Origin of the sequence: Gaoshiqia hydrogeniformans (assembly GCF_049347105.1) — a bacterium.
In the GTDB taxonomy this organism is placed as follows: Bacteria; Bacteroidota; Bacteroidia; order Bacteroidales; family Prolixibacteraceae; genus Gaoshiqia; species Gaoshiqia hydrogeniformans.
The window spans coordinates 2,030,692-2,052,226 of sequence record NZ_CP186334.1 but is presented as its reverse complement, the minus strand read 5'-3'; the positions used below and the strand labels follow the sequence as shown (position 1 = coordinate 2,052,226).

Genomic DNA, 21,535 nt, shown 5'->3' with positions numbered 1-21,535 from the left:
ATCGGTCAGCTCAAAACAGGGTGATGCCTGCCATAAACCGGGAAACACGAAACGGGAAGTAAGAAGGATTATTTCTGTTTGAACTCGTCTGCAAAAGATGTTTTTACGCAACGAAAACCGATGTACGATTTCGCGGTGTCCTGGTACTCGTAACTACGGGTTCCGTTTCTTAAGAAATAGGCGACATCTTTCCACGATCCGCCGCGGATCACTTTCCGCTTCATAACCGGCGGATCATGGGGCAGGGCATTGTATTCGAAGGTCGGATTGAAATCGCTGACCAGATCGTAAGCTGATTCATAAAAGGCAGAGCTGGTCCATTCGGCCACATTCCCGGCCATATCGTACAAGCGTTTGTTGTTAGGTGCAAAACTGGCAACCTTCAATGTTGTACTGGCGCCGCGGCTGTCAGCAATATAGTTTCCCCGGCGGGGTTTAAAGTTGGCAATAAAACATCCCATCTGATTGCGAATATAATAACTACCCCAGGGATAAAGGGTGCGTTCTTCACCGCCGCGGGCGGCATATTCCCATTCGGCTTCAGTGGGTAAACGGTAGTCGTGTACATCAACGCCGCCAAGCATCTTTTGGTATTCGTTGTAATATTTCGTTCGCCAATGGCAAAATGCCACAGCCTGTTTCCAGCTTACGCCAACCAGCGGATAATCGTCGAAACCAACATGCCAGAAATACTTCTGGGTGAGCGGGTCGTTATACGAATAGGTAAAATCCCGGACCCAGCACAGGGTATCGGGGTAAATAGGCGTCGATTCGTGCATAATAAAAGCCGACCGGTCGGTAATTGGCCTGAGTTCGCCCTTCAAATCGATGACATTGCCGTGATACGATTGTGTTTCGAAATCGAAGCTGTTGCTTCGCTTTGCAGCCTGCTTGTAATCAATCCAGTGATAATCATAAATGAGTTTTGTATGATCGATCTCCTTCATGAAGAAGACACGGTAGTCACCCGGAACATACAGGTCGGCCAGCGCTTCCTGGAAGTCAGGGTTCCGCCATTCAATCGGATCCTCCCAGTTTAGCTTTGGCGTATGATAAGGATTTCCTTTATTGTCTTCAGTCAGCATAAATTCGGGGTAGGTTTCAGACAGCATGGTACGGGCAATCGAATCGCGGACCCAATAAACAAACTGGCGGTATTCATTATTGGTAATTTCCGTTTCATCCATCCAAAAGGCTTCGACCGACACCCGTTTGAGCGGTGTGGTTTCGTCAAACACCTCATCGTCGGGCCCCATAATAAAGCTTCCCCTTTCAACGAAAGCCATACCAAAGGGTACCGGCTCATAAAAAGGCCTTACCGGTCTTTCCTGGGCGTATTGCGCCATCTCATTCCTGTTACAGGAAGAAAAAACAACAGCGCCAACCAAACATGTTATGAGGAAGCTCTTATTCATGTATAATAAAACCAGAATTCACTATCAGTGAAAACGCCAAACATAACGTATTATTGTTGAAACAGTAAAAAAAGCCTTAAGAGGATCTCCTAAGGCTTTTTAAAATATTTCAATTTTAGTACTCCCAAAGATCTTGTTCGAAATTGAAAATCTTTTGTTCCAGGCGTTGCGATTCAAGCATGGCCTCGCGCCCGCTGATATACTGGGTAATTGCCCGGTTGTTGTATACGTTTGACTGCTTCATCACATAACTGTTGAACCGGCGTTTAATGAAAAGATCGTCATACGAGATATTCTGGGCAATGTTATTGGTATTAAAAATCATGGCGGAAGTTAACAACTCCCGGGCCTCGGGATAATAAATCCAGAAAACCTGCCGGCGCTGAACATTTTCACGATTAATGTCTTCATCGCGGTAATATTCCTGAATCGGGCAAATCCCAATGATCCGTACATTCAGGGTGGAAGTTTGCTTATCAAAGAACCACTCTTCTTTAACCATGAATTGTTTTACTTCTTCTCCTCTGATTTCACCAACAATCACCTGTTCCTCCATTTCGCCGGTGTCGAGGTTTCTGACCCTGCGTGTCCGGGTAGCTGCGCCAAAAGCTTCTTTCACCTGCTCGTAGGTCAGGGGAACTTTAAACTCATCATCGGTACGGGCATCGTAGGCGGTCAAGCGTCCGCTTTCAATTCCTCTAAGGAATATATTGACCAGGCTGTTCCGCCCTTCGGTTTCAACTGTAGGATAATACAGTACCTGATTCATTTTTTCACGTAAGTCAATGATCCTCCAGACTTTCTGGGACCACATCACATCGGCCTCGCGGACGTGAGGCAGAGGCATCGGCTTTTTCTTACTGATATCGACACGTTTGTAGGCACCGTCAACAATTTGCGCGTGCGTTTCGGTAAGCGAAGCGCCAATCGCACAAATTAAAATTCCAATTACAACTAAAACCCTTTTCATGACTATCTTATTTTAAAACTAACTGGGGACAAATCCCTGCTTGAGTTATCATCGCCCCGGGCAACTATATTATCAAAATAGATGATACTTCCGGGTTGAAGACTGGCAAATTGTTGTTTCTGCTCCGGCGTAAACCGGTTCGATTTCGACGACCAGGTGTTGGTGTATCCTCCGGCTCCGGTAAACGTCACATCAAACTGCGTTACAACAAATTTCAGGTCAAAATCGAAATCAACCAGAGCGGCAAAAATGCCCTGTTCGGCCAACAGATCTTCTTTTCTCAATACCCCGCCGTTCTTTTCGGCAACCATTGCCAAGGGGTCGGGTACGCGTTTTACACGGAAAACCATCGATCCCATGTTCCGGTTAACCCCGTTTACGTTGGCATTAACAACCACCTGTGTGTTTTTCCCGTTGATATCTTCTTTTGCCGGGTAAACCAGGTAATCATTTTGTCGCTTTTCAATCCGTCCGTTTGTCACCGATACAGACAGCTGATCGGAGGGCACGCCCGGAACAGACACACTGATCGGGTTGGGGATATTCAGGTAGAACACGTTCATTTTTGTCGGCGAAATGGTCACACTGGGGCGGCCAACCTGGTATGCCTGCTCAAAACGGTACGTATTTATGCCTCCCTCCGGGGTAGGATAATTAATCACACCGTCCCATTTAAAGTTTCCGGCACTGCTGGCTGGTACCTCAAAAATTCCTTTTCCTCCCTCCATTTTCAGCGCTTTACCATTCACAATAATTTCCGGTTGCTTTGTTGTATCTTCCGCAGCAAGAAATACTTCGGCATGGTACATATCGCCTTCGAGCACATAAGATGACCTGGCGATCACTACTGCTCCCAACTTGTTGAATTTAAAAGAACCGGCATCGATTTGCCCGTACAGATAGTTCAACATGTTTGTTTCAGTATTCTGGATATCGATCTGCATTTTCGACAACAAAGTAATCACCGCGATAATCGGTTTATTTTCGAAGTGCTCCGACTCCCACGATTTTTTTTCTGCTCCTTCTTTCAATCTTCTGGGTGGATCAGAGGTGTCGAGTTCCCGAATGATCGACTGACGGATTGGCGCATCTTCGTCGACCAGGGCAAGAAGGCTCTCTTTTAAGGAGTTGACCTCTGCTTTTAGTTCGGCGCCGCGTTTCAGACGAATCATCACCTCCGAAGGTACATTCAGTTCGTCGTCTTTGGCAATGAGAATAGAGTCACCTTTCACATTTGTAATATATGATCGCGAAGGATCAACTTTAGAGCCGGGCGTTTCCGTAATATTGATCCCTCCTGCCCGCAGTACCATTTCTTCTTTGATATTGGTAATCCGGTTGAGTAAGGAATCCACATTGGCTTTCACGCTCTTTGCTTTATCCAACCAGGGCTCCACTTTCTCCTGGTTCATTTCATAAGCCTGATCGAAGGACGCGTATAGCTGATCGTTCTTTTGGTCAAGCGTGCGAAATGTTTGAATTAAACTGGAGTCAACAATCCGGAAAGCGTCCAAGACTTCTGATGCAACATTCATGGCCATCATTGCTAACAGCACAAGGTACATCATGTTTATCATTTTTTGCCTCGGTGTTTCCGGGCAATTTTTTGTTCCCATATTCCTGGTTAAATATTATTTTTTATAATTCATGGCGCCAAGCATATTGCCATAAATTGAATTCAATGCTTCCAGATGTTTGTTCAGTTCGGCTGCGTTCGACTGATATTTTTTAATTTCCTCCACGGAACTCTGAATAACCTGATTCATTTGAGTCATATCAGAGAAAAATTTCTGTGACGCATTCAGTTGGTCAGCAGTTCCTTTCAACTGAGATTCATAGGAAGTGTTTAACGCTTCCAGGTTTTTGTTCAACCTGGACAGGTTTGTTCCGTATTCCATTGAATTTTTACCCAGTTGATCAAAACCATGCTCGATTGCACCCGAAACTTTATCGTAGGAACTAAGCAGTTTACTGCCCGACTGGTTCAGACGGGTAGTAAATTCCTCGCCCGACAATGCCAGTTTATTGATCATTTCGTCGCCTTTTTGTGCCAGGCGGTGTGCGGTTGTAGTATAGGAGTCGACCAGCACATTAACTGAATTGTGGATATTATTGTTAGCCTGATTGTTCACTTCGGCAAAGGTGTTCATCGCTTCCGAAGCCGAGTTCAGGTTCTTCACATAAATATCGGTGGCCAGGGTAGCCGATGTAATATCGCTGATTGACGATGCGGTGTTACTTAAATCGGTTAAGCCTTTTGATATCTTCGAAATTAAATCCGGAGACAAGTCTGCTTTGTCAAAAAGCTGTCCCAGTTTATTCTCAGAAGATTCTTTCACGGTATCCGGGTCATAATCTTCTTTTAACTCGGGATACACTTTCGACCATTCGGGGAGTTCCAGGGGCGGTTCGAATGCGCCGATAAAGAAAATGAAGGCCTCCGTACAAAGCCCGATCACCAATAAGGGGCCAGAGAAAGCCCAATGCTGAAGTTTGAACAAGGCACCTAATAAAACAACAGAAGCACCTAAGTTGTAAACATAGCCTGTAAATACTTTCCAGCGTTTACTCTCTAAAATTTCACCAAAATTCATATGCTTGCGATATTAAAGATTAAAATTCGTTTCCAAATGATGACCGGACACAGCGGAAACCAATGTACGATTTCGTGGTATCCTGATATTCAAAACTTCTTGTTGAGGTTTGCACATATGCTGCAATATCTTTCCATGATCCCCCGCGAATAACTTTCCGTTTCATCGCTGCCGGGTCGTCTGGTTTGGCATTATACTCAAAATTCGGGTTAAAATCATGGGTATACATGTAGGCCGATTCATCAAAAGCCGTAATGGTCCATTCGGCCACGTTCCCGGCCATGTCGTACAATCCGAATTTATTGGGATCATAACTCCCGACTTTCATCGTAGCCATGCCTCCGTCTTCCACATAGTTTCCTCTCAGGGGTTTGAAGTTGGCCATAAACCGTCCTTTCTGGTCGCGGGTGTAATATCCTCCCCAGGGGTACATCGACAGTTGTTTTTCGCCTCGTGCTGCATACTCCCATTCAACTTCGGTTGGCAGGCGGTAATCCTGCAAGGGCTGTTCGCGTTTGCTCAGCAGGTACTCGTTATGCAACCTGGTCCGCCAGTGACAAAAAGCTTTGGCCTGTGTCCAGGTTACCCCAACCACCGGATAATCGTCGAAACCAGGGTGCCAGAAGTAACGGGTTGCCCATGGTTCATTGTAGGAATAAGTAAAGTCGCGGATCCAAACCAATGTATCCGGGTACACGTTGACCAAATCGCTGAATATGAATGACGAGCGGCTTTCAATGGGTTTGGTCTCTCCCTTGCTGTCGTACACAACGCCATTATAACTTTGGGTTTCGTAGTTATACATATTCGACCGCTTTGCTGCCTGCTGGTAATCAATCCAGTAAAAGGTGTAGAATAATTTTCTGGTATCAATTTCCTTTTTGTTAAACATCCGGTCGTTATCGGAATAATACATTTCCTCCAATACATCCACATAATCCGGGTTACTCCATTCCAGTTTTTCTTTCCAGTTGAGTTTAGGCGGATCAATGGGATTGCCTGCCCGGTCTTCGCTAATCAGGAACTCCGGAAATTGTTCGCCCAGGAGTGTTCTCGCGATTGAATCCCGCACAAAATGGACGAACTGCCGATACTCATTATTGGTAATCTCGGTATCATCCATCCAGAAGGCATCAACTGATACCGTCTTGGTTGGTGTTTCAGACCAACTGACATCCTGATCGCTGGGGCCAACATTAAAACTTGCCCTGTGAATAAATGACATTCCGTAAGGAGCGGGTTCGAACCACTTCCCCCGCCCCGGAACTCCGGTAAGTTCACCACTTCCTGATTTATTGCAGCTCATCATCGACAAGACCATGCCAATCATAAAGGCCGGAAAGAATAATTTTTTCATAACGATGCTATATATTGCTTACATTTTTATTTCACAAGTACCGTACACTCTTATATCTTTTTTCTCTGCTTTTTTTCAGATCGAACGAATAGTATAGAAACATTTCGTGCGAACCCGAACTATAACGTCCTAAAGCAGATACAACCAAATCATACGAATAACCAACGTTTAATCCGTTTAACAATTCCACACCGACAAACAGGATAACCGCGTCATCCAAGCGGTAGCCAAGCCCGGTCCGGAACCGATCTTTGAAAATCAGGTCTGCGCTCAGATCAATCTGTGTGCCGGCTAAATCTGTTTTCACGAAAACAGATGGTTGCAACACAAACGACGGATCTGACATTTTAAACCCGTACCCGGCATTCAAATAATAATGACGGGTGTAAAATGTATACGCCATATCAGAGAACTCTACTTTGGCCTGGTTTAGATGAGTAACGGAAAAACCTGCAAAATAGTCTTTCGATTTTAAAAATAAACCAAAACCAACGTCAAATGCTAACTGGCTGACACTCCCGTTTGGTATCAATCCGTCAGAACCCGGGTTTACATGATAACTGCTCTCCGGGATGTACCAATCGCCATTGATGGCTTTGTTAAACACCCCGAAAGATGCGCCAAGGCCCAAATTTCCCAAACTGGTTTGAACGATGTGGGCGTAATTAAAATTGACCAGGATATTCTTTTCAAAGCCCAGCTTATCGCTGATGATGTTCAGCCCGATTCCATCATTTCCACCAAACAACCCGGTTGATGCCTCTACGCTAAATACCAGCGTTTCAGGCGCCCCTTCTATTCCGGTCCACTGATACCTGTTCAGTATCAAACCGGAAACGGCACCACTATTCCCTGCAAATCCCGGATTTATTGTTAATTGCGTTAGCTTGTTAAAACTGAACTGCGGATCTTGCTGTGCAGATGCAGCCAGGTTAACCAACATGAACACAAGTAAAAACCATTTTTTTTTCATACACCCCTAAATACTGAGCTTTTGCAGTACCGTTCATGCAAATTATAACAATCTGTTTTTTTAAATTATAAAAGTTTACAGTTCATTAGCATTTGCAATTGTTAACAACGCAGCAACTAATCTATTTATTTTGCCCCTCAGTTCATTTTTCTGATATTTCTCCACCAGCGATCCGGAATTTCGTACCTGGCTGCCAGCTCATAATCGTCCTGAGTACAAGGAATGATACATTCCGCACCCTTGTTTTCATCGATTATTTTCATCCACCAACGCCCCGTCTTCCGGCTTTGATAAAAAATCAGCGGCAGGTCAACATCATCCATCTCAATAATAAATTCATCAAAATCGTCCGATTTATTGTCCGGATGTTCAACAACTTTAAAATAATATCCTTCCAGAAAGTGCCAGATCATCTGTGCCATCAGCTTACTGCTTGTTCCCGAAGGGTCGAGTTCGGGAATAAAATTAAAAAAGCCGGCTATTTTTAGCTGATCGGCCATGCCGGCATAATGCGCGACCTGGCAAGCCTCTTCGGCGTAAAGACCGTTGGGCGAAGCAAAATATTGTCCGGGCGCATCGGTAACCCGAACCGCATTCAGATCAAAACTCAGGATGTCGGCATGACGCATGTAAGGTTCAATTTCGCCCATGTTGTAGCGGAGCTGCCCCAGCCGTTTGGCGTCGGCGCGAAGCCCGTCAACATAATCGAGTTCCAGGGCGTCGGTAAAATAGTTCTGGTAAGCCAGCGTTGTCTGAGAAAAGAGGTTCGAATGTTTCTCAAAAACGAAATTGAGGTAATTTTCCGAATCGATTATTTTTGAGCCTTTTCTGAAATCAAGTTTCGGATCCACATTAACCAGGTTAAACTTCCGGTCGTCAAACGCTTTGGTCAGCCCAAAGGTCAAATCCTGGCTTCCGCCGATAACTACCACCGTGATCCCCAGCTGCATCAGGTATTCGCAAACATCTTTCAGGGCAAAATAGGTATCGTTAGCCGTTTTCCCCTGCCTGATGTTTCCCAGGTCAAGTATTTTAAACCGGGGTGCAATCCGGTTCAGGCCGTAAAGCTGTCTGCGGACCTCATCAGGAGCGGCAGCGCTTCCTTTTACCACCGCATTGCGGTCTTCCCCGACCCCGATCAGGGCAATTTTTGCTTTATTTAATGAAAGTTTTTCCTGGTTTTTTTCCAATAAGGCTGCGAGAGAAAATTTTTTCTGCACCCAAGGTGACAATTTAATCGCTGATATATCAACAGGTCTCAGGTATAGCTCCAGGTTCATTCCATCAGATTTAGACGGCCTTAAATTAAACAAAAAAGGCAAACAATCATTTGTCTGCCTCTTCGATTATTTTTTTCTGCTCTTTTTGGCCGGAGCATCTTCCTTGATTATTTTAATACAATCCTCATAGGTCATCTTTTCGGCCTCGGTTCCTTTGGCAATTTTGAAGTTTTTTTTCTTATACGAAATATACGGTCCCCAGCGGCCGTTTAGCAGCTTCAGTTCAGGATCTTCGTCGAAGGTCTTTATCAGGGCTTTTTCATCTTTCTCACGTTTTGCTTCGATCAGTTCGATTGCCCGCGACAGCTCAAGCGAATACGGGTCGTCGACGCCTTTTTCGAGCGAAACAAACTTGTTGTCGTGCCGCACGTAAGGTCCAAAACGGCCAATGGCTACGGTTACTTTTTTATTTTCATATTCTCCCAAGTCCCTCGGAAGTTTAAACAGTTCGAGGGCTTCCTCCAAGCTAATGGTTTCGAGTATTTGTCCGGAACGTAAGCTGGCAAATTGGGGTTTTTCTCCTTCTTCGGTTGATTCGCCCAATTGGGCCAGGGGACCAAAACGGCCAATCTTTACATATACCGGCAGGCCGCTCACCGGATCTTCGCCCAGCAAGCGTTCGCCGTTGGTGCGTTCCGAAACTTCCAGCGCATTCTCAATGTTTTCGTGAAAAGGCTGGTAGAATTCATCAATGACTTCATTCCAAATCCGCTTTCCGTCGGCAACTTCATCAAATTCAACTTCCACATTGGCGGTAAAACTGTAATCCATGATCTTCTCAAAGTATTTTACCAGAAAATCATTCACAATCATGCCAATATCCGTGGGGAATAACTTCGATTTTTCGGCTCCGTACATTTCGGTCTTTACCTTCTCATCCAATTTGCCGGTGCGCAGCGTGAGCTGAACAAACTCCCGCTCAAATCCCGGACGGTCTTCCTTGACCACATATCCCCGGTTCTGGATGGTGGTAATAATCGGCGCATAGGTCGACGGACGTCCGATTCCCTGTTCTTCGAGTTTCTTTACCAGGCTGGCCTCGGTGTATCGCGGCGGTTTCTGGGTAAAACGTTCGGTGGCCTGTATTAGTTCTGCACGCAATGGCTGATTGACCTTCACGGGAGGAAGTAAACTTTTTGAATCGCCGTTTTCTTCTTCAACATCGGTCGATTCCATGTAAACCCGCAGAAAGCCGTCGAAGCGGATGACTTCGCCAACTGCCTGAAACTGTTCGCTTGAGTTGGATATGTTGATGGAAATCGTGGTTTTTTCGAGCTCGGCATCTGCCATCTGAGATGCGATGGTCCTTTTCCAGATCAACTCATACAAACGCTTTTCCTGGTTGCTCCCGCTAATTTCGTCCTGGTCGATATAGGTTGGGCGGATGGCTTCGTGGGCTTCCTGCGCACCTTTCGATTTTGTCTGGTATTGCCGTGTTTTCAGGTAGGCTTCGCCGTGCATACTTAAGATCTTGCTTTTGGCGGTATTCAGTGCAAGACCCGACAGGCTGACGGAGTCGGTACGCATGTAGGTAATCTTTCCCGACTCGTACAAACGCTGCGCAACCGACATCGTTTGAGAAACCGAATAGCCCAGTTTACGGCTGGCTTCCTGTTGCAAGGTGGATGTCGTAAACGGAGCAGCCGGGCTTCTTCGCGAAGGTTTTTTAACAATATCGGCAATGCTGAACCCGGCGGTCTTACATTTTTCGAGAAATTGCCGGGCTTCATCACGCGTGTCGAAACGTTTGTTCAGTTCAGCTTTTAACTCCACTACCTTACCGTTGGAATCGGGCACCAAAAAAACAGCGGAAACCCGGAAACCGGAAACACTTTCGAAGTTGATGATTTCGCGTTCGCGTTCAACAATCAGCCGTACAGCAACCGACTGAACCCGGCCTGCCGAGAGCGACGGTTTTACTTTTTTCCATAAAACCGGCGACACCTCAAAACCCACGATGCGATCTAAAACGCGCCGGGCCTGTTGGGCGTTCACCAGGTTCAGGTCAATCGGGCGCGGATTTTTGATGGCATTCAGAATCGCGTCTTTGGTGATCTCATGAAACACAATCCGCTTTGTTTTGGCAGGATCCAACTTTAAAACTTCCTGCAAATGCCAGGCAATGGCCTCTCCTTCGCGGTCCTCGTCGGAAGCGATCCAGACCGTTTTGGCCTCTTTGGCAAGCTTCTTTAATTCGGTAACAATCTTCTTCTTGTCCGGCGAAACGATATATTTAGGCAGATAATTATTCTTCAGGTCAATCCCAAAATCCTTCTTTTCGAGGTCTCTGATATGCCCCATGCTTGAAGTAACCAGGAAATCTTTTCCTAAAAATTTCTCTATCGTCTTTGCTTTGGCAGGGGACTCAACAATAACCAGATTCTCTTGCATAAAACCTCCTGTTTTCTAAAATTTTTGCAAATAAAAGAAAATGTAACACCAACTTCAAATTTTAATCAAACAAAATTCGCTCTCATATTTCTTTGAAAATGATTATTTTATTACACTCACACCAAAACAGAAGCGCATTAAGTGAGGTTTTCGCGCTTGACTTCAACCAGGCAAAAAAATCATTTTCGCTCCGGTTTTCGTACTTGCCGGCGCCGGTAATCCCGGCGAACAAGCGGACCGAACCGCTCTGCAATAAATGTAGGTCGGTTCGGGTTTAAAGAAGAAATGATAATTTTAACCAATTCGTTATCTTTGTCGCCAAACATTTCAAAAACATCCTGATGGAGAAAGAAAAAAATACGTTTAAAAAATATACCCTGTTCCTTTGGGTGTGCTATTTAGCGGCTGCCGCCCTGGTTTTTATTCTCTTTTTTTCCATAACCAAAGGAAAATTGGGGGAAATGCCTTCATTTAAAGAACTGGAAAATCCTCAAAGTTTGCTGGCCTCCGAAGTTATCTCGCGCGATAAAGTCGTCATGGGGCGTTATTTTCGCGAAAACCGCAGCTATGTGAGCTACGATCAGTTACCACCACAGCTGGTCAACGCCCTGATTGCCACGGAAGATGTCCGTTTTTACAAACATTCAGGGATCGACCTGAGGGGTTTGTTTCGCGTTGTAAAAGGAATTCTGACCGGCAACAGCAGTACCGGCGGGGGCAGTACGATCAGTCAGCAATTAGCCAAAATGCTGTTTCCCCGACAGGAATTTGAAAGCAAATCAGATCTTGTCCTTCGAAAATTTAAAGAATGGGTCATTGCCGTTAAACTTGAAAAAAGCTACACCAAAGAAGAAATCATCACCATGTACCTGAACAAGTATGATTTTCTGAACCTGGCTGTCGGCATCAAATCGGCTGCACGTATTTATTTCAATACCGAACCGGATTCCTTACAAATTCACCAGGCAGCTATGCTGGTGGGTATGGCCAAAAACTCGGCCCTGTTCAACCCGATACGCCGTCCCGAGCTGACCAAAGACCGCCGGAATGTGGTGTTATCTCAAATGCGGAAATACAATTACGTGACCAAACAGGAATACGACTCCATCTCGGCCCTGCCTCTTGATGTCGATTATCAGAAAGAAGATTTTAAAAGCGGGCTGGCCCCCTATTTCAGGGAGTACCTGCGGGTGACCATGGACGCCAAAAAACCGGATAAATCGAGGTATGCCTCATGGCAACAGGTGAAGTTTAAAGAAGATTCGGTGGAGTGGGAAACGAACCCGCTGTACGGTTGGTGTAAAAAGAACTTTAAACCCGACGGAACCAATTATGATTTGTACGAAGACGGACTAAAGATCTACACGACCATCGATTCGCGCATGCAGCAGTATGCCGAACAATCGGTGCAAAACCATCTGAAACTCGAACTGCAGCCCGCATTCGAGCGGCATCTGAAAAGGTTGCGAAACCGCCCGTTCTCGAATGATATGGGGCCAAACGAGGTGAATGCCCTGCTGGACCTGTCGATGCGGCAGAGCGAACGTTACCGGGTATTGCGGGCAAAAGGCATGAATTCCGGGCAGATTAAAAAGAACTTTAGCGAACCGGTTGAAATGTCGGTATTTACCTGGCAGGGAACCAAAGACACCATCATGACGCCCATGGATTCCATCAGGCATTACCTGAGCTATTTCCGTTCGTCGTTTATGGCGATGGATCTGGAAACCGGTCAGGTACGGGCCTATGTAGGCGGTCCGAATTATCAGCATTTCATGTACGACATGGTTAAAGGAGGGAAAAGGCAGGTTGGTTCAACCGTAAAACCTTTCCTTTACACACTGGCCATGCAGAATGGTCTGTCGCCCTGCACGAAGGTGCCCAATGTGAAACAGCAATTTATTCTGTACGACGGCACAGTTTGGGAAGCCCGGAATTCCAGCCCCACCGATATGGATGGCAAAATGGTCACCCTGAAATGGGGTCTGGCCAACTCGGTCAACCAAATTTCGGCCTGGGTGATGAAACAATTTAACCCGCAGTCGGTGGTTGATGTAATGGAAAAAATGGGCGTTTACAGCAGGATTGATCCCGTACCGTCGATGTTCCTGGGAACATCCGACATCACCCTTTACGAGATGGTGGGGGCCTACGGAACCTTTGCCAACAAAGGGGTTTACACACAACCGATTTTTGTTACCCACATTGAAGATAAACACGGGAACGTAATCGCTACATTCCGACCCGAACGTCACGACGCGATTGACGAACAAACAGCTTACCTGATGATTAACCTGCTGCGCGGCGTAATCGACACCGGAACGGGTCGCCGTTTACGCTGGCACAAGGAATACGGCGAAATCCAGGGTCCGATTGCCGGTAAAACCGGAACAACCCAGAACCATTCCGATGGTTGGTTTATGGGCATCACCCCTCAGTTGGTTGCCGGCGCCTGGACCGGAGCCGACCTGCGAAGTATCCGCTTTGATGACATCTCAACCGGGCAGGGCGCCAACATGGCCTTACCCATATGGGGACATTTCATCAAAAAGGTATATGCTGATAAAACCCTGGAATACAAACCCGACCATGAGTTTGAGAAACCGATGAACTTCCTGATTAACCTGGATTGCGATGACGATGCGGATGTCAGGCAGAAACCTACGGAATACGATGATTTTTTCTAACCGATCTGGTATGTGCAAAAAAACCGGGAGCTGCTGCTGCTGAGCCTCCCGGTTTTTTTTGCTTACGCTTTCCCCGCCTTAATCGTTCAGGAACCTTTTGGTTATTCCCGAATAGTTTTCAATCCTCCGGTCGCGAAAGAACGGCCAGATACGGCGGACATCTTCCGAACGGAGCAAGTCTGTTTTTACAAGCAGGTTTTCGTCTTTCCGGTTTGACGCGGAGGCCAGCACTTCTCCCTGGGGGCCGCAAACAAAACTGTTCCCCCAAAACTGAATGCCTTCGGAATTACCCGACGGGTCGGCTTCGTGTCCAACCCGGTTAACGCTGATCACCGGGAGGCCATTTGCCACGGCATGGGAACGCTGAATGGTCACCCAGGCATCCTGCTGACGTATTTTTTCCGGCTCATCATCACGGGGGTCCCAGCCAATGGCTGTCGGATAGATCAACAGTTCGGCGCCGGCCATCGCCATTAAGCGGGCTGCCTCGGGATACCATTGATCCCAGCAAACCAGCACACCCAGTCGCCCGACTGACGTTTGTACGGGTGTGAAACCCAGGTCGCCGGGCGTGAAATAGAACTTTTCGTAAAAGCCTGGATCGTCAGGTATGTGCATCTTCCGGTATTTCCCGGCCAGGCTGCCATCTTTTTCAAACACGACAGCCGTGTTGTGGTACAAGCCGGCCGCCCGTTTTTCAAATAACGAAGTTACCAGTACCAGCTTGTGTTTTCGGGCCAGTTCGCCGTAAAAGCCGGTTGACGGGCCGGGAATCGTTTCAGCCAGGCTAAACAGGTTCACATCCTCGGTCTGGCAAAAGTAAAGGCTGTTGTGCAGTTCCTGAAGCACCACCAGTTCGGCTCCCTTAGCTGCACATTCGGCAATATTCCGGGCCAGTTTTTCTTTATTGACTTCAATGTTTGCCGTGTTGCTTTGTTGCACCAACCCAATGGCTATCTCTTTTGTTTTCATTTCGTTTGTTTTTCAGGTTTATAACACCCCTTCGGGAAACTGCATGCTGATGCAATGCACCGAACCATGTTGTTTGATGAGGGGAACGCTGTAAACGGGGATGATCTCGCGTCCGGGAAACAGCGATTTCGCACACGAAACAGCCTCATCGTCCTGCCTGACTCCGTACACCGGAAACAGCACGGCTTGGTTGATTATCAGAAAATTGGCATAGGTTGCCGGTAAACGTTGCCCATCCTCATCAAAAACAGGATCGGGAAACGGTAAGGCGACCAGTTTAAACGGCCGGTCGTCCTGATCGGTAAATTGCTGAAGCTGAGCTTCCATTTTCTGTAAAGCCTCAAAATGAATATCGTCCGGATTGTCGCACTTCACGTACGCAATGGTATCTTCGGCGCAAAAACGGGCCAGCGTATCAATATGGCTGTCGGTATCATCCCCCTCCAGAAAACCGTGATCGAGCCACAGCACTTTCCGGGGTCCAAAACTTTGTTTCAGTAAAAACTCAATTTCACTTTTACTCAAATGCTCATTCCGGTTTTTCGACAACAGGCACTCGCTGGTCGTCAGCAGGCACCCTTTATCGTTACTTTCAACCGCGCCTCCTTCGAAGGTAAAATATGAATGATCCCTCAATTGAATACCCGGTCTGAACGCATTCTGTTGATATAAGTTTGGTGTAATCTGGTTGTCATAGCAGGCTGCAAACTTCATCCCCCAGCCGTTAAACCGAAAGTTTAACAGCACCGGTTCGCTGTTTGCAAGGATGGTAAGCGCCGCATGATCTCTGGCCCAGGTATCGTTCAAGGGCATCTCACGGATGATCAGCTTTTCGCTTTCTTCCCGAAGAAATGCAGGCAGTTGGTTCCGGTTGCGGCACACCAGCAATAACTTTTCACGGGCCATAATCTCCCGGGCAATTTGTTCATATACCGGAATGACCTCGTCCAGGATTGTCAGCCAGTCGGTTTGATCGTCGGGCCAGGTAAGCTGTACGCCGCTTTGTTGCGCCCATTCAGCCGGGAAATGTGTTTCATGCATTATCATGGCCCAAAAATAAGGAAAATCAGTGTGATTCATTCAACGCGGTAAAAATCAAAACAACACATTATTTTTTCTCATTCGTAAAGGATTATACATCTTTATTGTTCTGAATTAAAGATTGTGGTAAATTGTAATACAAAATTCCAAGCCTTCGCCCGTTAATATTATTATCATTATTTCATATTGTTTAACTAAAATGATTATCATGAAAAAAGTAAGAAATCTTTCGTTAGTCGTGCTTACGGCAGCTTTTCTGTTCCAAAGCTGTATCGGAAGTTTTAATCTCACACGAACCGTTTATGACTGGAACCGGAATGTTGGCGACAAATTTGTCAACGAACTGGTTTTTCTGGCCTGTATTATTGTTCCGGTTTACGGTGTGGCAACGCTTGTTGACGCCGTTGTACTGAACAGCATCGAATTTTGGTCGGGCAGTAACCCCATGGCGATGAAAGACGGGGAAAAACACCAGCAGTTGATTGAAATGGATGGAAAAACCTACCTACTGACATCCGAAAAATATAAAATGACGGTGGAAGAACCGGGAGTAAGCGGCTCAAAAACAGTGATGGTGTTCCGTGAAGAAGACAACAGCTGGTACCTGAAGAAAGGCAAGAAACTTCAGAAACTGGTGGAAGTGAAGATTCAGGACGGGCAAATCATGTCTTACCAGTTGTTCATGCCCGATGGAACAAACAGGCTGATTGAGCCTGGATTCGACCGGCTGGCTGTTCAGGATGAGCTGAATCCGCAACCGGCGCTGGCGTTGCAATAATGAAATAAACAAAATTGAGTCATAACAAAGGCGGCCAAATTCAATTGAATAACGGCCGCCTTTTCTTTATCAATCGCAAGCTTTGTTAATTTCCCATATTAATCTGGCTGGTAATTTTATCATTTCGTCCCTGGTCGGGTAATTCCAGCGAATACAACATAGCCTCCACCTGTCTCAGGTAATTTCGTTTGTCGTAACGAGGCGCATAAACAAAACCATCCAGCATAACAACCCGGTTATTGGCGGCGTCGAGCACGGTCAGGTTTACAAAAGGACCGCCCATAAAATCATTCTCCACCCGCCACAAACCGCGCATCTCCGCGGCATAGTTCTTTTTGAACTGAAACACGTTAAAAAGAGGAGGAAGCTGGTGTTCGGTCATCATATAACTCCCTTTGGCAGGACCTTCAATATGCGCTTTCAAAACAGAATCGCGCTTGTTCAGCAGGTAGGTCAAGGTGAAGGTGCTGTCTGACAAGTATGGAAAGGTATAAACAGAAATTCCCTGCGTAATCTCGGGGCTGTCGTAACGTACCCAGGTAAAGTCCTTCCCCTCTCCGGCAACAACAAAGCCCGGAGGAACATTAAGCTGAATGTCGAACTTTTTGAGTAGGGTATTTTTCACTGCTTTATCGTTGTATTTCTGGTAGTTCATTAACAAACGGTCGCGTTCGGCTTTAAGCAGGTAGGCTACAATCCGGTCGGAATGGCTGTTAAACACCCGGGTAAATTCGTCGGAAGAAGCTGCCTGAATATTTACGACCGCCTGGGGCCATGCCCAGATATCTTTCTTAAACTCCACCTTGGCCGAGTCCAGGGTCGGCGAAATCCGGACATTAATCAGGTTCCGGCTGGTTTTGAAAATTTCTTTAAACGCGGCAGGCGGAATCGCGATCAGGTCGAAAATTGGTTCATCCTGGGGTAACGACAACTGGGCCTGCGCCAACACTTTTCTCATGGCTTCACCCACCTCGCCTGCCCATGTTTCCGTAGGAATAACGATGACTAACTCCCCGGCTTTCCCGGTAATTTTTTTGCGCATGTTCGTATCATCCCTGCACGAGAAGAGGAAGGCTGACGAGATCATCAAAAAAATGCTGATGGATAAAATTTGCTTCATGGTTGTTTTTTTTCCGGGCCTGTTGTTATACAACAAAAACCTTACCAGAATAGATTAAAAACCGGGATTATCCTCCCAAAACAAAAAATCCCGCTCATCGCGGGATTCATATGTTAAAATTAAACTCGTTATTCCGTAATCTTTCCCCTTTTCGAATCTACCTGGTCATCATCGTCATCTTCTTCTTTTGTTGCTTTTTTAAATTCTTTCATCCCTTTTCCCAATCCTTTCATTAACTCGGGAATTTTACGGCCTCCAAACAACAATACGACGATGATTAATATGATGATAATCTCTTGTGGTCCAAGGAATCCTGCAATAATTGACATGTACATAGCATCAAGTTTAATGGTTTCTGCAAAAATAGAAAAAATTTAATCGCTTCTAATTAAAGAGCTTAATAATATCGTTGGCATTTGCAAATAATACCAGCGCCAGCAAAATAATCATTCCGGTGATCTGGGCATATTCCAGGAATTTCTCCCCGGGCTTCCGTCCTGTAACCATCTCGAAAAGCAGGAAAGTAACGTGCCCGCCGTCAAGGGCCGGAATAGGCAACAGGTTCATCACCGCCAGGATAATCGACAGGAAGGCGGTCATATTCCAGAAATCATGCCAGTCCCATACGCCCGGGAAAATATTGCCGATGGCAATAAAACCGCCCAATGATTCATAGGCTTTTGTTTTGGGCGAAAAGATCAGCTTAAATTGTTTCAGGTAATCTTTTATCGTCGAAACGCCCCGTTTTATACCGGCAGGAATTGATTCGGCAAAGCTGTAACGAATGGTTTTATATTGAAGAAATTCGGTTGCACTTTCGAGGAAGGCCGGGTAGAAACCGATCGTCCCGTCGTCGCCCACGGTAACCGGAATGGTGATTGCCTGTCCGTCCCTCAAAATATTTAATGTGACTTCTTTTTCCTTTTGCGATCTGACGTAACCGGTAAATTCGTCGTAAAAAGTAAACTGATGCCCGTCGACATCGACAAAGATATCGCCCTTTTCGAGGCCAGCCTGATCGGCAGGCGAATTATTCAGAATTTTGCCCACCTTACATTCAAAAGGAATACGCGGATCAATTACACTTTTGCTTTTTATAAGCAATGCCAGCGCTTCGGTGGTGATGTCAATATTCACCTGTTTCCCATCCCGTAAAACCTGGATGGTTTTGGCATCATCCAATACGAGTGTCGGGATAATTTTATAGAAATTCTCGATGTACTGATGGTCCACCGACAGGATCATATCGCCGTTTTGAAGCCCGATCTGCTCGCCGGTTTCCGATACCATAATCCCGTGTTTCACATTTTCGGTGGGCAGGTACTGGGTTCCCCAGGCATAAAGCACCCCAATGTAAATGACGAAAGCAAAGATAAAATTCATCAGAACCCCGCCAACCATGATCAGCAAACGCTGATAGGCTTTCTTCGAACGAAACTCCCAGGGTTGCGGAGGCAGTTTCATTGCTTCCTTGTCCATCGATTCGTCAATCATCCCCGATATCTTCACATAACCGCCCAGGGGCAGCCATCCGATACCGTATTCAGTTTCTCCGCGCTTTGTTTTAAGCAACGAGAACCAGGGATCGAAAAACAGGTAAAACTTCTCTACCCGGGTTTTAAATAAACGGGCAAACGCGTAGTGTCCGAATTCGTGAAGAATAACCAGGATTGAAAGGCTTAAGATCAGCTGAGCTGCTTTTATCAGTATTTGTTCCATTATTTACGTATCTCTCTTATTTTAATTTCGCTGTTTCACCAACGAAGCTGTTAACAATCTTGTCTCCTTGTCGGTTTGAATATAATCATCCAAAACCGGGTTTTTTATAAATTTTACTTTCTGCATGCTTTTTTCGATCACATCGGGCATGTCGACAAAACGAATCTTTTCGCGAAGAAATGCCTGCACCACCACTTCGTTGGCGGCGTTCAGGATACAAGGCAAATTGCCTCCCTGGTTCAACGCTTCGAAAGCCAGTGCAAGGTTACGAAAAATTTTTATATCGGGCTGCTCAAAAGTGAGTTTGGGGTAATCCATGAAGTTGAAACGTTTAAACCCGGAAGCCAGCCGCTGGGGAAAATTCATGGCGTACTGAATCGGTAGTTTCATATCGGGAAGGCCCATTTGCGCTTTCATCGATCCGTCGCGAAACTGGACAATCGAGTGGATAATGCTTTGCGGATGGACCACAACGTCGATTTGTTCGGGTTTCAGGTCGAACAACCATTTGGCCTCGATTACCTCGAAACCTTTGTTCATCATGCTGGCCGAGTCGATGGTAATTTTAGCGCCCATGTCCCAGTTGGGGTGTTTCAGCGCATCGGCCGTGGTTACCTGTTGTAACTGTTGTAAACTAAATCCTCTGAACGGCCCGCCCGAAGCGGTGAGGTATATCTTTTCAATTTCATTCATGTGCTCCCCGGCCAGGCATTGAAAAATGGCCGAGTGCTCCGAGTCTACCGGGTAAATACTCACCTTGTTCTGAATAGCTTCGCGGGTGATAATTTCACCGGCAACCACCAGCGTTTCCTTGTTGGCCAGGGCAATGTGCTTTCCGGCACGAATGGCCTTTAAGGTAGGCAACAAGCCCGAGTAACCCACCATCGCCGTGAGCACCATGTCGATGGTATCGAGCTCAACCACCTGTTCCAGGGCTTCCTTGCCGGCAAACACTTTTACCGGTTCATCTTTTAACGCTTCCCGGAGCATCTCAAAACGGCATTCGTTGGCTACCACAACCAGGTTGGGTTTATACTTTTTAGCCTGCTCAATCAATAAATCGGTATTGTTATTCGCGGTCAGGACTTCAACTTCAAAGTAATCGGGATTCTGCTCAATGACCTCCAGGGCCTGCGTTCCGATGGAACCGGTAGATCCAAGAATTGCAATTCGTTTTTTCATCAGCGGGGCTTAAAAGTCAATGTATTGTTCCGGGTCGAGCGGTATCCCTTTGTACCACAATTCGAAGTGCAGGTGCGGACCGGTGGTTAACTCGCCGGTGTTTCCCATGAAAGCAACCACTTCGCCGGCTTTCACATGGTCGCCAACGGCTTTCAGCAACTCGGAATTGTGCTTATAAACCGAAATCAGGTTATGATCGTGTTGAATGTAGATGACGTAACCGGTATCGACGGTCCAGCCCGAAAAGATGACTGTTCCGTCAAGCACGGATGAAATCCGGGAATTTGGAAGCCCGACAATATCCACGGCGAAATGATCAATATTATTGTCGAAACCTCCGGAAAGCATCCCCTTTAGCGGAGTAAAAAAATGTAAATTGGATAAGCCGGATTGCCGGGCATTTCCTTTCTGGAGCGATAAGTCCAGTTGCTCTTCCAGCAGATTCTGCCTGAACATGGAATCGTGGTTATACGGTTGAAGATTCAGTTCGGCCGTCCGGGCAACCGAATCCTGTTCATAATCGATATCCGGCGGAATTTCTCCTTCAATCAATAATTTAATGTTGGCAAAATAGCTGTCGCGCATTGCCAACTGCTGCTCAAGCGAATCGACCATCACGGAGTTCCGGACAATCAGGTCGCGCACATCGCCCGAAGGATAACCCGGGATCAGCTCGCGGATGGGCGTGTAGGCAATAAGCATTACGGTAAGCATCACCAGAAAAAAACCGCCCAACCCGACAATAACAAGCACATTCATGCGGTTCAACTTCGTGCTTAAAACCGTTTGAAAGGTTGAATCATTATAAATGATGAGCCGGTACCGGTTTTTAAGCTTCTGGAAAATTTTATCTTTCTTTTTCTCTTTTTTCATCTTCGGTTTTGGAAGCATCAAAAATATAAAGAATAAAAGAACAGCCTAATTCAGGCTGCTGAAATTAATACTTTTTAACGCAACGGAAAAATTTCATTTTTTTTGTTCCTGATTTGTTTTTTGACAAAAATGCCCTATATTTGCAACCGCATTTGAGGCAGGAATGTTGAAGATGTACGTTCA

General features: G+C 46.2%; 17 protein-coding genes. 2 read left to right on the top strand and 15 right to left on the bottom strand.

Annotation, left to right across the window (positions count from 1 at the left end):
• Positions 1–68 precede the first annotated feature (68 nt).
• The 8 genes from ACOIT5_RS08235 to topA form a co-directional block, all read right to left on the bottom strand.
• Positions 69–1,346, bottom strand: a complete 1,278-nt coding sequence (locus ACOIT5_RS08235; RefSeq protein WP_423129993.1) for an SUMF1/EgtB/PvdO family nonheme iron enzyme — start codon at positions 1,344–1,346, stop codon at positions 69–71.
• A gap of 184 nt (positions 1,347–1,530) precedes the next feature.
• Positions 1,531–2,385 (bottom strand): gliding motility protein GldN, encoded by an 855-nt coding sequence (gene gldN, locus ACOIT5_RS08230; protein ID WP_423129992.1) that lies wholly within the window; start codon positions 2,383–2,385, stop codon positions 1,531–1,533.
• A gap of 2 nt (positions 2,386–2,387) precedes the next feature.
• Positions 2,388–4,001 carry a gliding motility protein GldM gene (gene gldM, locus ACOIT5_RS08225; protein WP_423129991.1) on the bottom strand — a complete coding sequence of 538 codons (1,614 nt, stop codon included), beginning with the start codon at positions 3,999–4,001 and terminating at the stop codon, positions 2,388–2,390.
• A gap of 15 nt (positions 4,002–4,016) precedes the next feature.
• On the bottom strand, positions 4,017–4,979 hold the full coding sequence (gldL, locus tag ACOIT5_RS08220; RefSeq protein WP_423129990.1) for a gliding motility protein GldL: 963 nt from the start codon (positions 4,977–4,979) through the stop codon (positions 4,017–4,019).
• Positions 4,980–4,998: 19 nt separating this feature from the next.
• Positions 4,999–6,336, bottom strand: a complete 1,338-nt coding sequence (locus ACOIT5_RS08215) for an SUMF1/EgtB/PvdO family nonheme iron enzyme (RefSeq protein ID WP_423129989.1) — start codon at positions 6,334–6,336, stop codon at positions 4,999–5,001.
• Between the two features lie 31 nt (positions 6,337–6,367).
• A complete protein-coding gene (locus ACOIT5_RS08210; RefSeq protein WP_423129988.1) occupies positions 6,368–7,309 on the bottom strand; it encodes a PorP/SprF family type IX secretion system membrane protein in 942 nt (313 codons plus the stop codon).
• A 137-nt stretch (positions 7,310–7,446) separates the two neighbouring features.
• On the bottom strand, positions 7,447–8,589 hold the full coding sequence (locus tag ACOIT5_RS08205) for a formimidoylglutamase (RefSeq protein WP_423129987.1): 1,143 nt from the start codon (positions 8,587–8,589) through the stop codon (positions 7,447–7,449).
• 66 nt (positions 8,590–8,655) lie between these two features.
• On the bottom strand, positions 8,656–10,980 hold the full coding sequence (gene topA, locus ACOIT5_RS08200) for a type I DNA topoisomerase (RefSeq protein ID WP_423129986.1): 2,325 nt from the start codon (positions 10,978–10,980) through the stop codon (positions 8,656–8,658).
• Between the two features lie 341 nt (positions 10,981–11,321).
• Between topA and ACOIT5_RS08195 the strand changes: the two genes are divergently transcribed.
• Entirely contained in the window at positions 11,322–13,667 is a 2,346-nt protein-coding gene (locus ACOIT5_RS08195; protein ID WP_423129985.1) for a penicillin-binding protein 1A, read from the top strand.
• Between the two features lie 78 nt (positions 13,668–13,745).
• Here ACOIT5_RS08195 and ACOIT5_RS08190 read toward each other — a convergent pair whose 3' ends face one another.
• Together ACOIT5_RS08190 and ACOIT5_RS08185 are read right to left on the bottom strand one after the other, a co-directional pair.
• Entirely contained in the window at positions 13,746–14,639 is an 894-nt protein-coding gene (locus ACOIT5_RS08190) for a carbon-nitrogen hydrolase (protein ID WP_423129984.1), read from the bottom strand.
• Between the two features lie 18 nt (positions 14,640–14,657).
• Positions 14,658–15,686, bottom strand: a complete 1,029-nt coding sequence (locus ACOIT5_RS08185; protein WP_423129983.1) for an agmatine deiminase family protein — start codon at positions 15,684–15,686, stop codon at positions 14,658–14,660.
• 202 nt (positions 15,687–15,888) lie between these two features.
• On the opposite strand from ACOIT5_RS08185, the gene ACOIT5_RS08180 reads away from it, so the two are divergent.
• Positions 15,889–16,458: a DUF3332 domain-containing protein gene (locus tag ACOIT5_RS08180; RefSeq protein ID WP_423129982.1), complete on the top strand. Its 570-nt coding sequence runs from the start codon at positions 15,889–15,891 to the stop codon at positions 16,456–16,458.
• 85 nt (positions 16,459–16,543) lie between these two features.
• On the opposite strand, the gene ACOIT5_RS08175 is transcribed toward ACOIT5_RS08180, so the two are convergent.
• The 5 genes from ACOIT5_RS08175 to ACOIT5_RS08155 all read right to left on the bottom strand — a co-directional run bounded on the left by ACOIT5_RS08175 (position 16,544) and on the right by ACOIT5_RS08155 (position 21,352).
• Positions 16,544–17,578 (bottom strand): DUF4837 family protein, encoded by a 1,035-nt coding sequence (locus ACOIT5_RS08175; RefSeq protein ID WP_423129981.1) that lies wholly within the window; start codon positions 17,576–17,578, stop codon positions 16,544–16,546.
• 128 nt (positions 17,579–17,706) lie between these two features.
• On the bottom strand, positions 17,707–17,913 hold the full coding sequence (gene tatA / locus ACOIT5_RS08170) for a twin-arginine translocase TatA/TatE family subunit (RefSeq protein ID WP_423129980.1): 207 nt from the start codon (positions 17,911–17,913) through the stop codon (positions 17,707–17,709).
• Between the two features lie 49 nt (positions 17,914–17,962).
• Positions 17,963–19,297 (bottom strand): RIP metalloprotease RseP, encoded by a 1,335-nt coding sequence (rseP, locus tag ACOIT5_RS08165; protein ID WP_423129979.1) that lies wholly within the window; start codon positions 19,295–19,297, stop codon positions 17,963–17,965.
• 21 nt (positions 19,298–19,318) lie between these two features.
• Positions 19,319–20,479 (bottom strand): 1-deoxy-D-xylulose-5-phosphate reductoisomerase, encoded by a 1,161-nt coding sequence (locus ACOIT5_RS08160; protein WP_423129978.1) that lies wholly within the window; start codon positions 20,477–20,479, stop codon positions 19,319–19,321.
• Between the two features lie 9 nt (positions 20,480–20,488).
• Positions 20,489–21,352: a M23 family metallopeptidase gene (locus ACOIT5_RS08155; RefSeq protein ID WP_423129977.1), complete on the bottom strand. Its 864-nt coding sequence runs from the start codon at positions 21,350–21,352 to the stop codon at positions 20,489–20,491.
• Positions 21,353–21,535: the final 183 nt, after the last annotated feature.

Coding starts and splice junctions, on each gene's coding strand:
- ACOIT5_RS08235 (WP_423129993.1), bottom strand. CDS start 1,346: ATGGCGCAATACGCCCAGGAAAGACCGGTAAGGCCTTTTTATGAGCCG.
- gldN (WP_423129992.1), bottom strand. CDS start 2,385: ATGAAAAGGGTTTTAGTTGTAATTGGAATTTTAATTTGTGCGATTGGC.
- gldM (WP_423129991.1), bottom strand. CDS start 4,001: ATGGGAACAAAAAATTGCCCGGAAACACCGAGGCAAAAAATGATAAAC.
- gldL (WP_423129990.1), bottom strand. CDS start 4,979: ATGAATTTTGGTGAAATTTTAGAGAGTAAACGCTGGAAAGTATTTACA.
- ACOIT5_RS08215 (WP_423129989.1), bottom strand. CDS start 6,336: ATGAAAAAATTATTCTTTCCGGCCTTTATGATTGGCATGGTCTTGTCG.
- ACOIT5_RS08210 (WP_423129988.1), bottom strand. CDS start 7,309: ATGAAAAAAAAATGGTTTTTACTTGTGTTCATGTTGGTTAACCTGGCT.
- ACOIT5_RS08205 (WP_423129987.1), bottom strand. CDS start 8,589: ATGAACCTGGAGCTATACCTGAGACCTGTTGATATATCAGCGATTAAA.
- topA (WP_423129986.1), bottom strand. CDS start 10,980: ATGCAAGAGAATCTGGTTATTGTTGAGTCCCCTGCCAAAGCAAAGACG.
- ACOIT5_RS08195 (WP_423129985.1), top strand. CDS start 11,322: ATGGAGAAAGAAAAAAATACGTTTAAAAAATATACCCTGTTCCTTTGG.
- ACOIT5_RS08190 (WP_423129984.1), bottom strand. CDS start 14,639: ATGAAAACAAAAGAGATAGCCATTGGGTTGGTGCAACAAAGCAACACG.
- ACOIT5_RS08185 (WP_423129983.1), bottom strand. CDS start 15,686: ATGATAATGCATGAAACACATTTCCCGGCTGAATGGGCGCAACAAAGC.
- ACOIT5_RS08180 (WP_423129982.1), top strand. CDS start 15,889: ATGAAAAAAGTAAGAAATCTTTCGTTAGTCGTGCTTACGGCAGCTTTT.
- ACOIT5_RS08175 (WP_423129981.1), bottom strand. CDS start 17,578: ATGAAGCAAATTTTATCCATCAGCATTTTTTTGATGATCTCGTCAGCC.
- tatA (WP_423129980.1), bottom strand. CDS start 17,913: ATGTACATGTCAATTATTGCAGGATTCCTTGGACCACAAGAGATTATC.
- rseP (WP_423129979.1), bottom strand. CDS start 19,297: ATGGAACAAATACTGATAAAAGCAGCTCAGCTGATCTTAAGCCTTTCA.
- ACOIT5_RS08160 (WP_423129978.1), bottom strand. CDS start 20,479: ATGAAAAAACGAATTGCAATTCTTGGATCTACCGGTTCCATCGGAACG.
- ACOIT5_RS08155 (WP_423129977.1), bottom strand. CDS start 21,352: ATGAAAAAAGAGAAAAAGAAAGATAAAATTTTCCAGAAGCTTAAAAAC.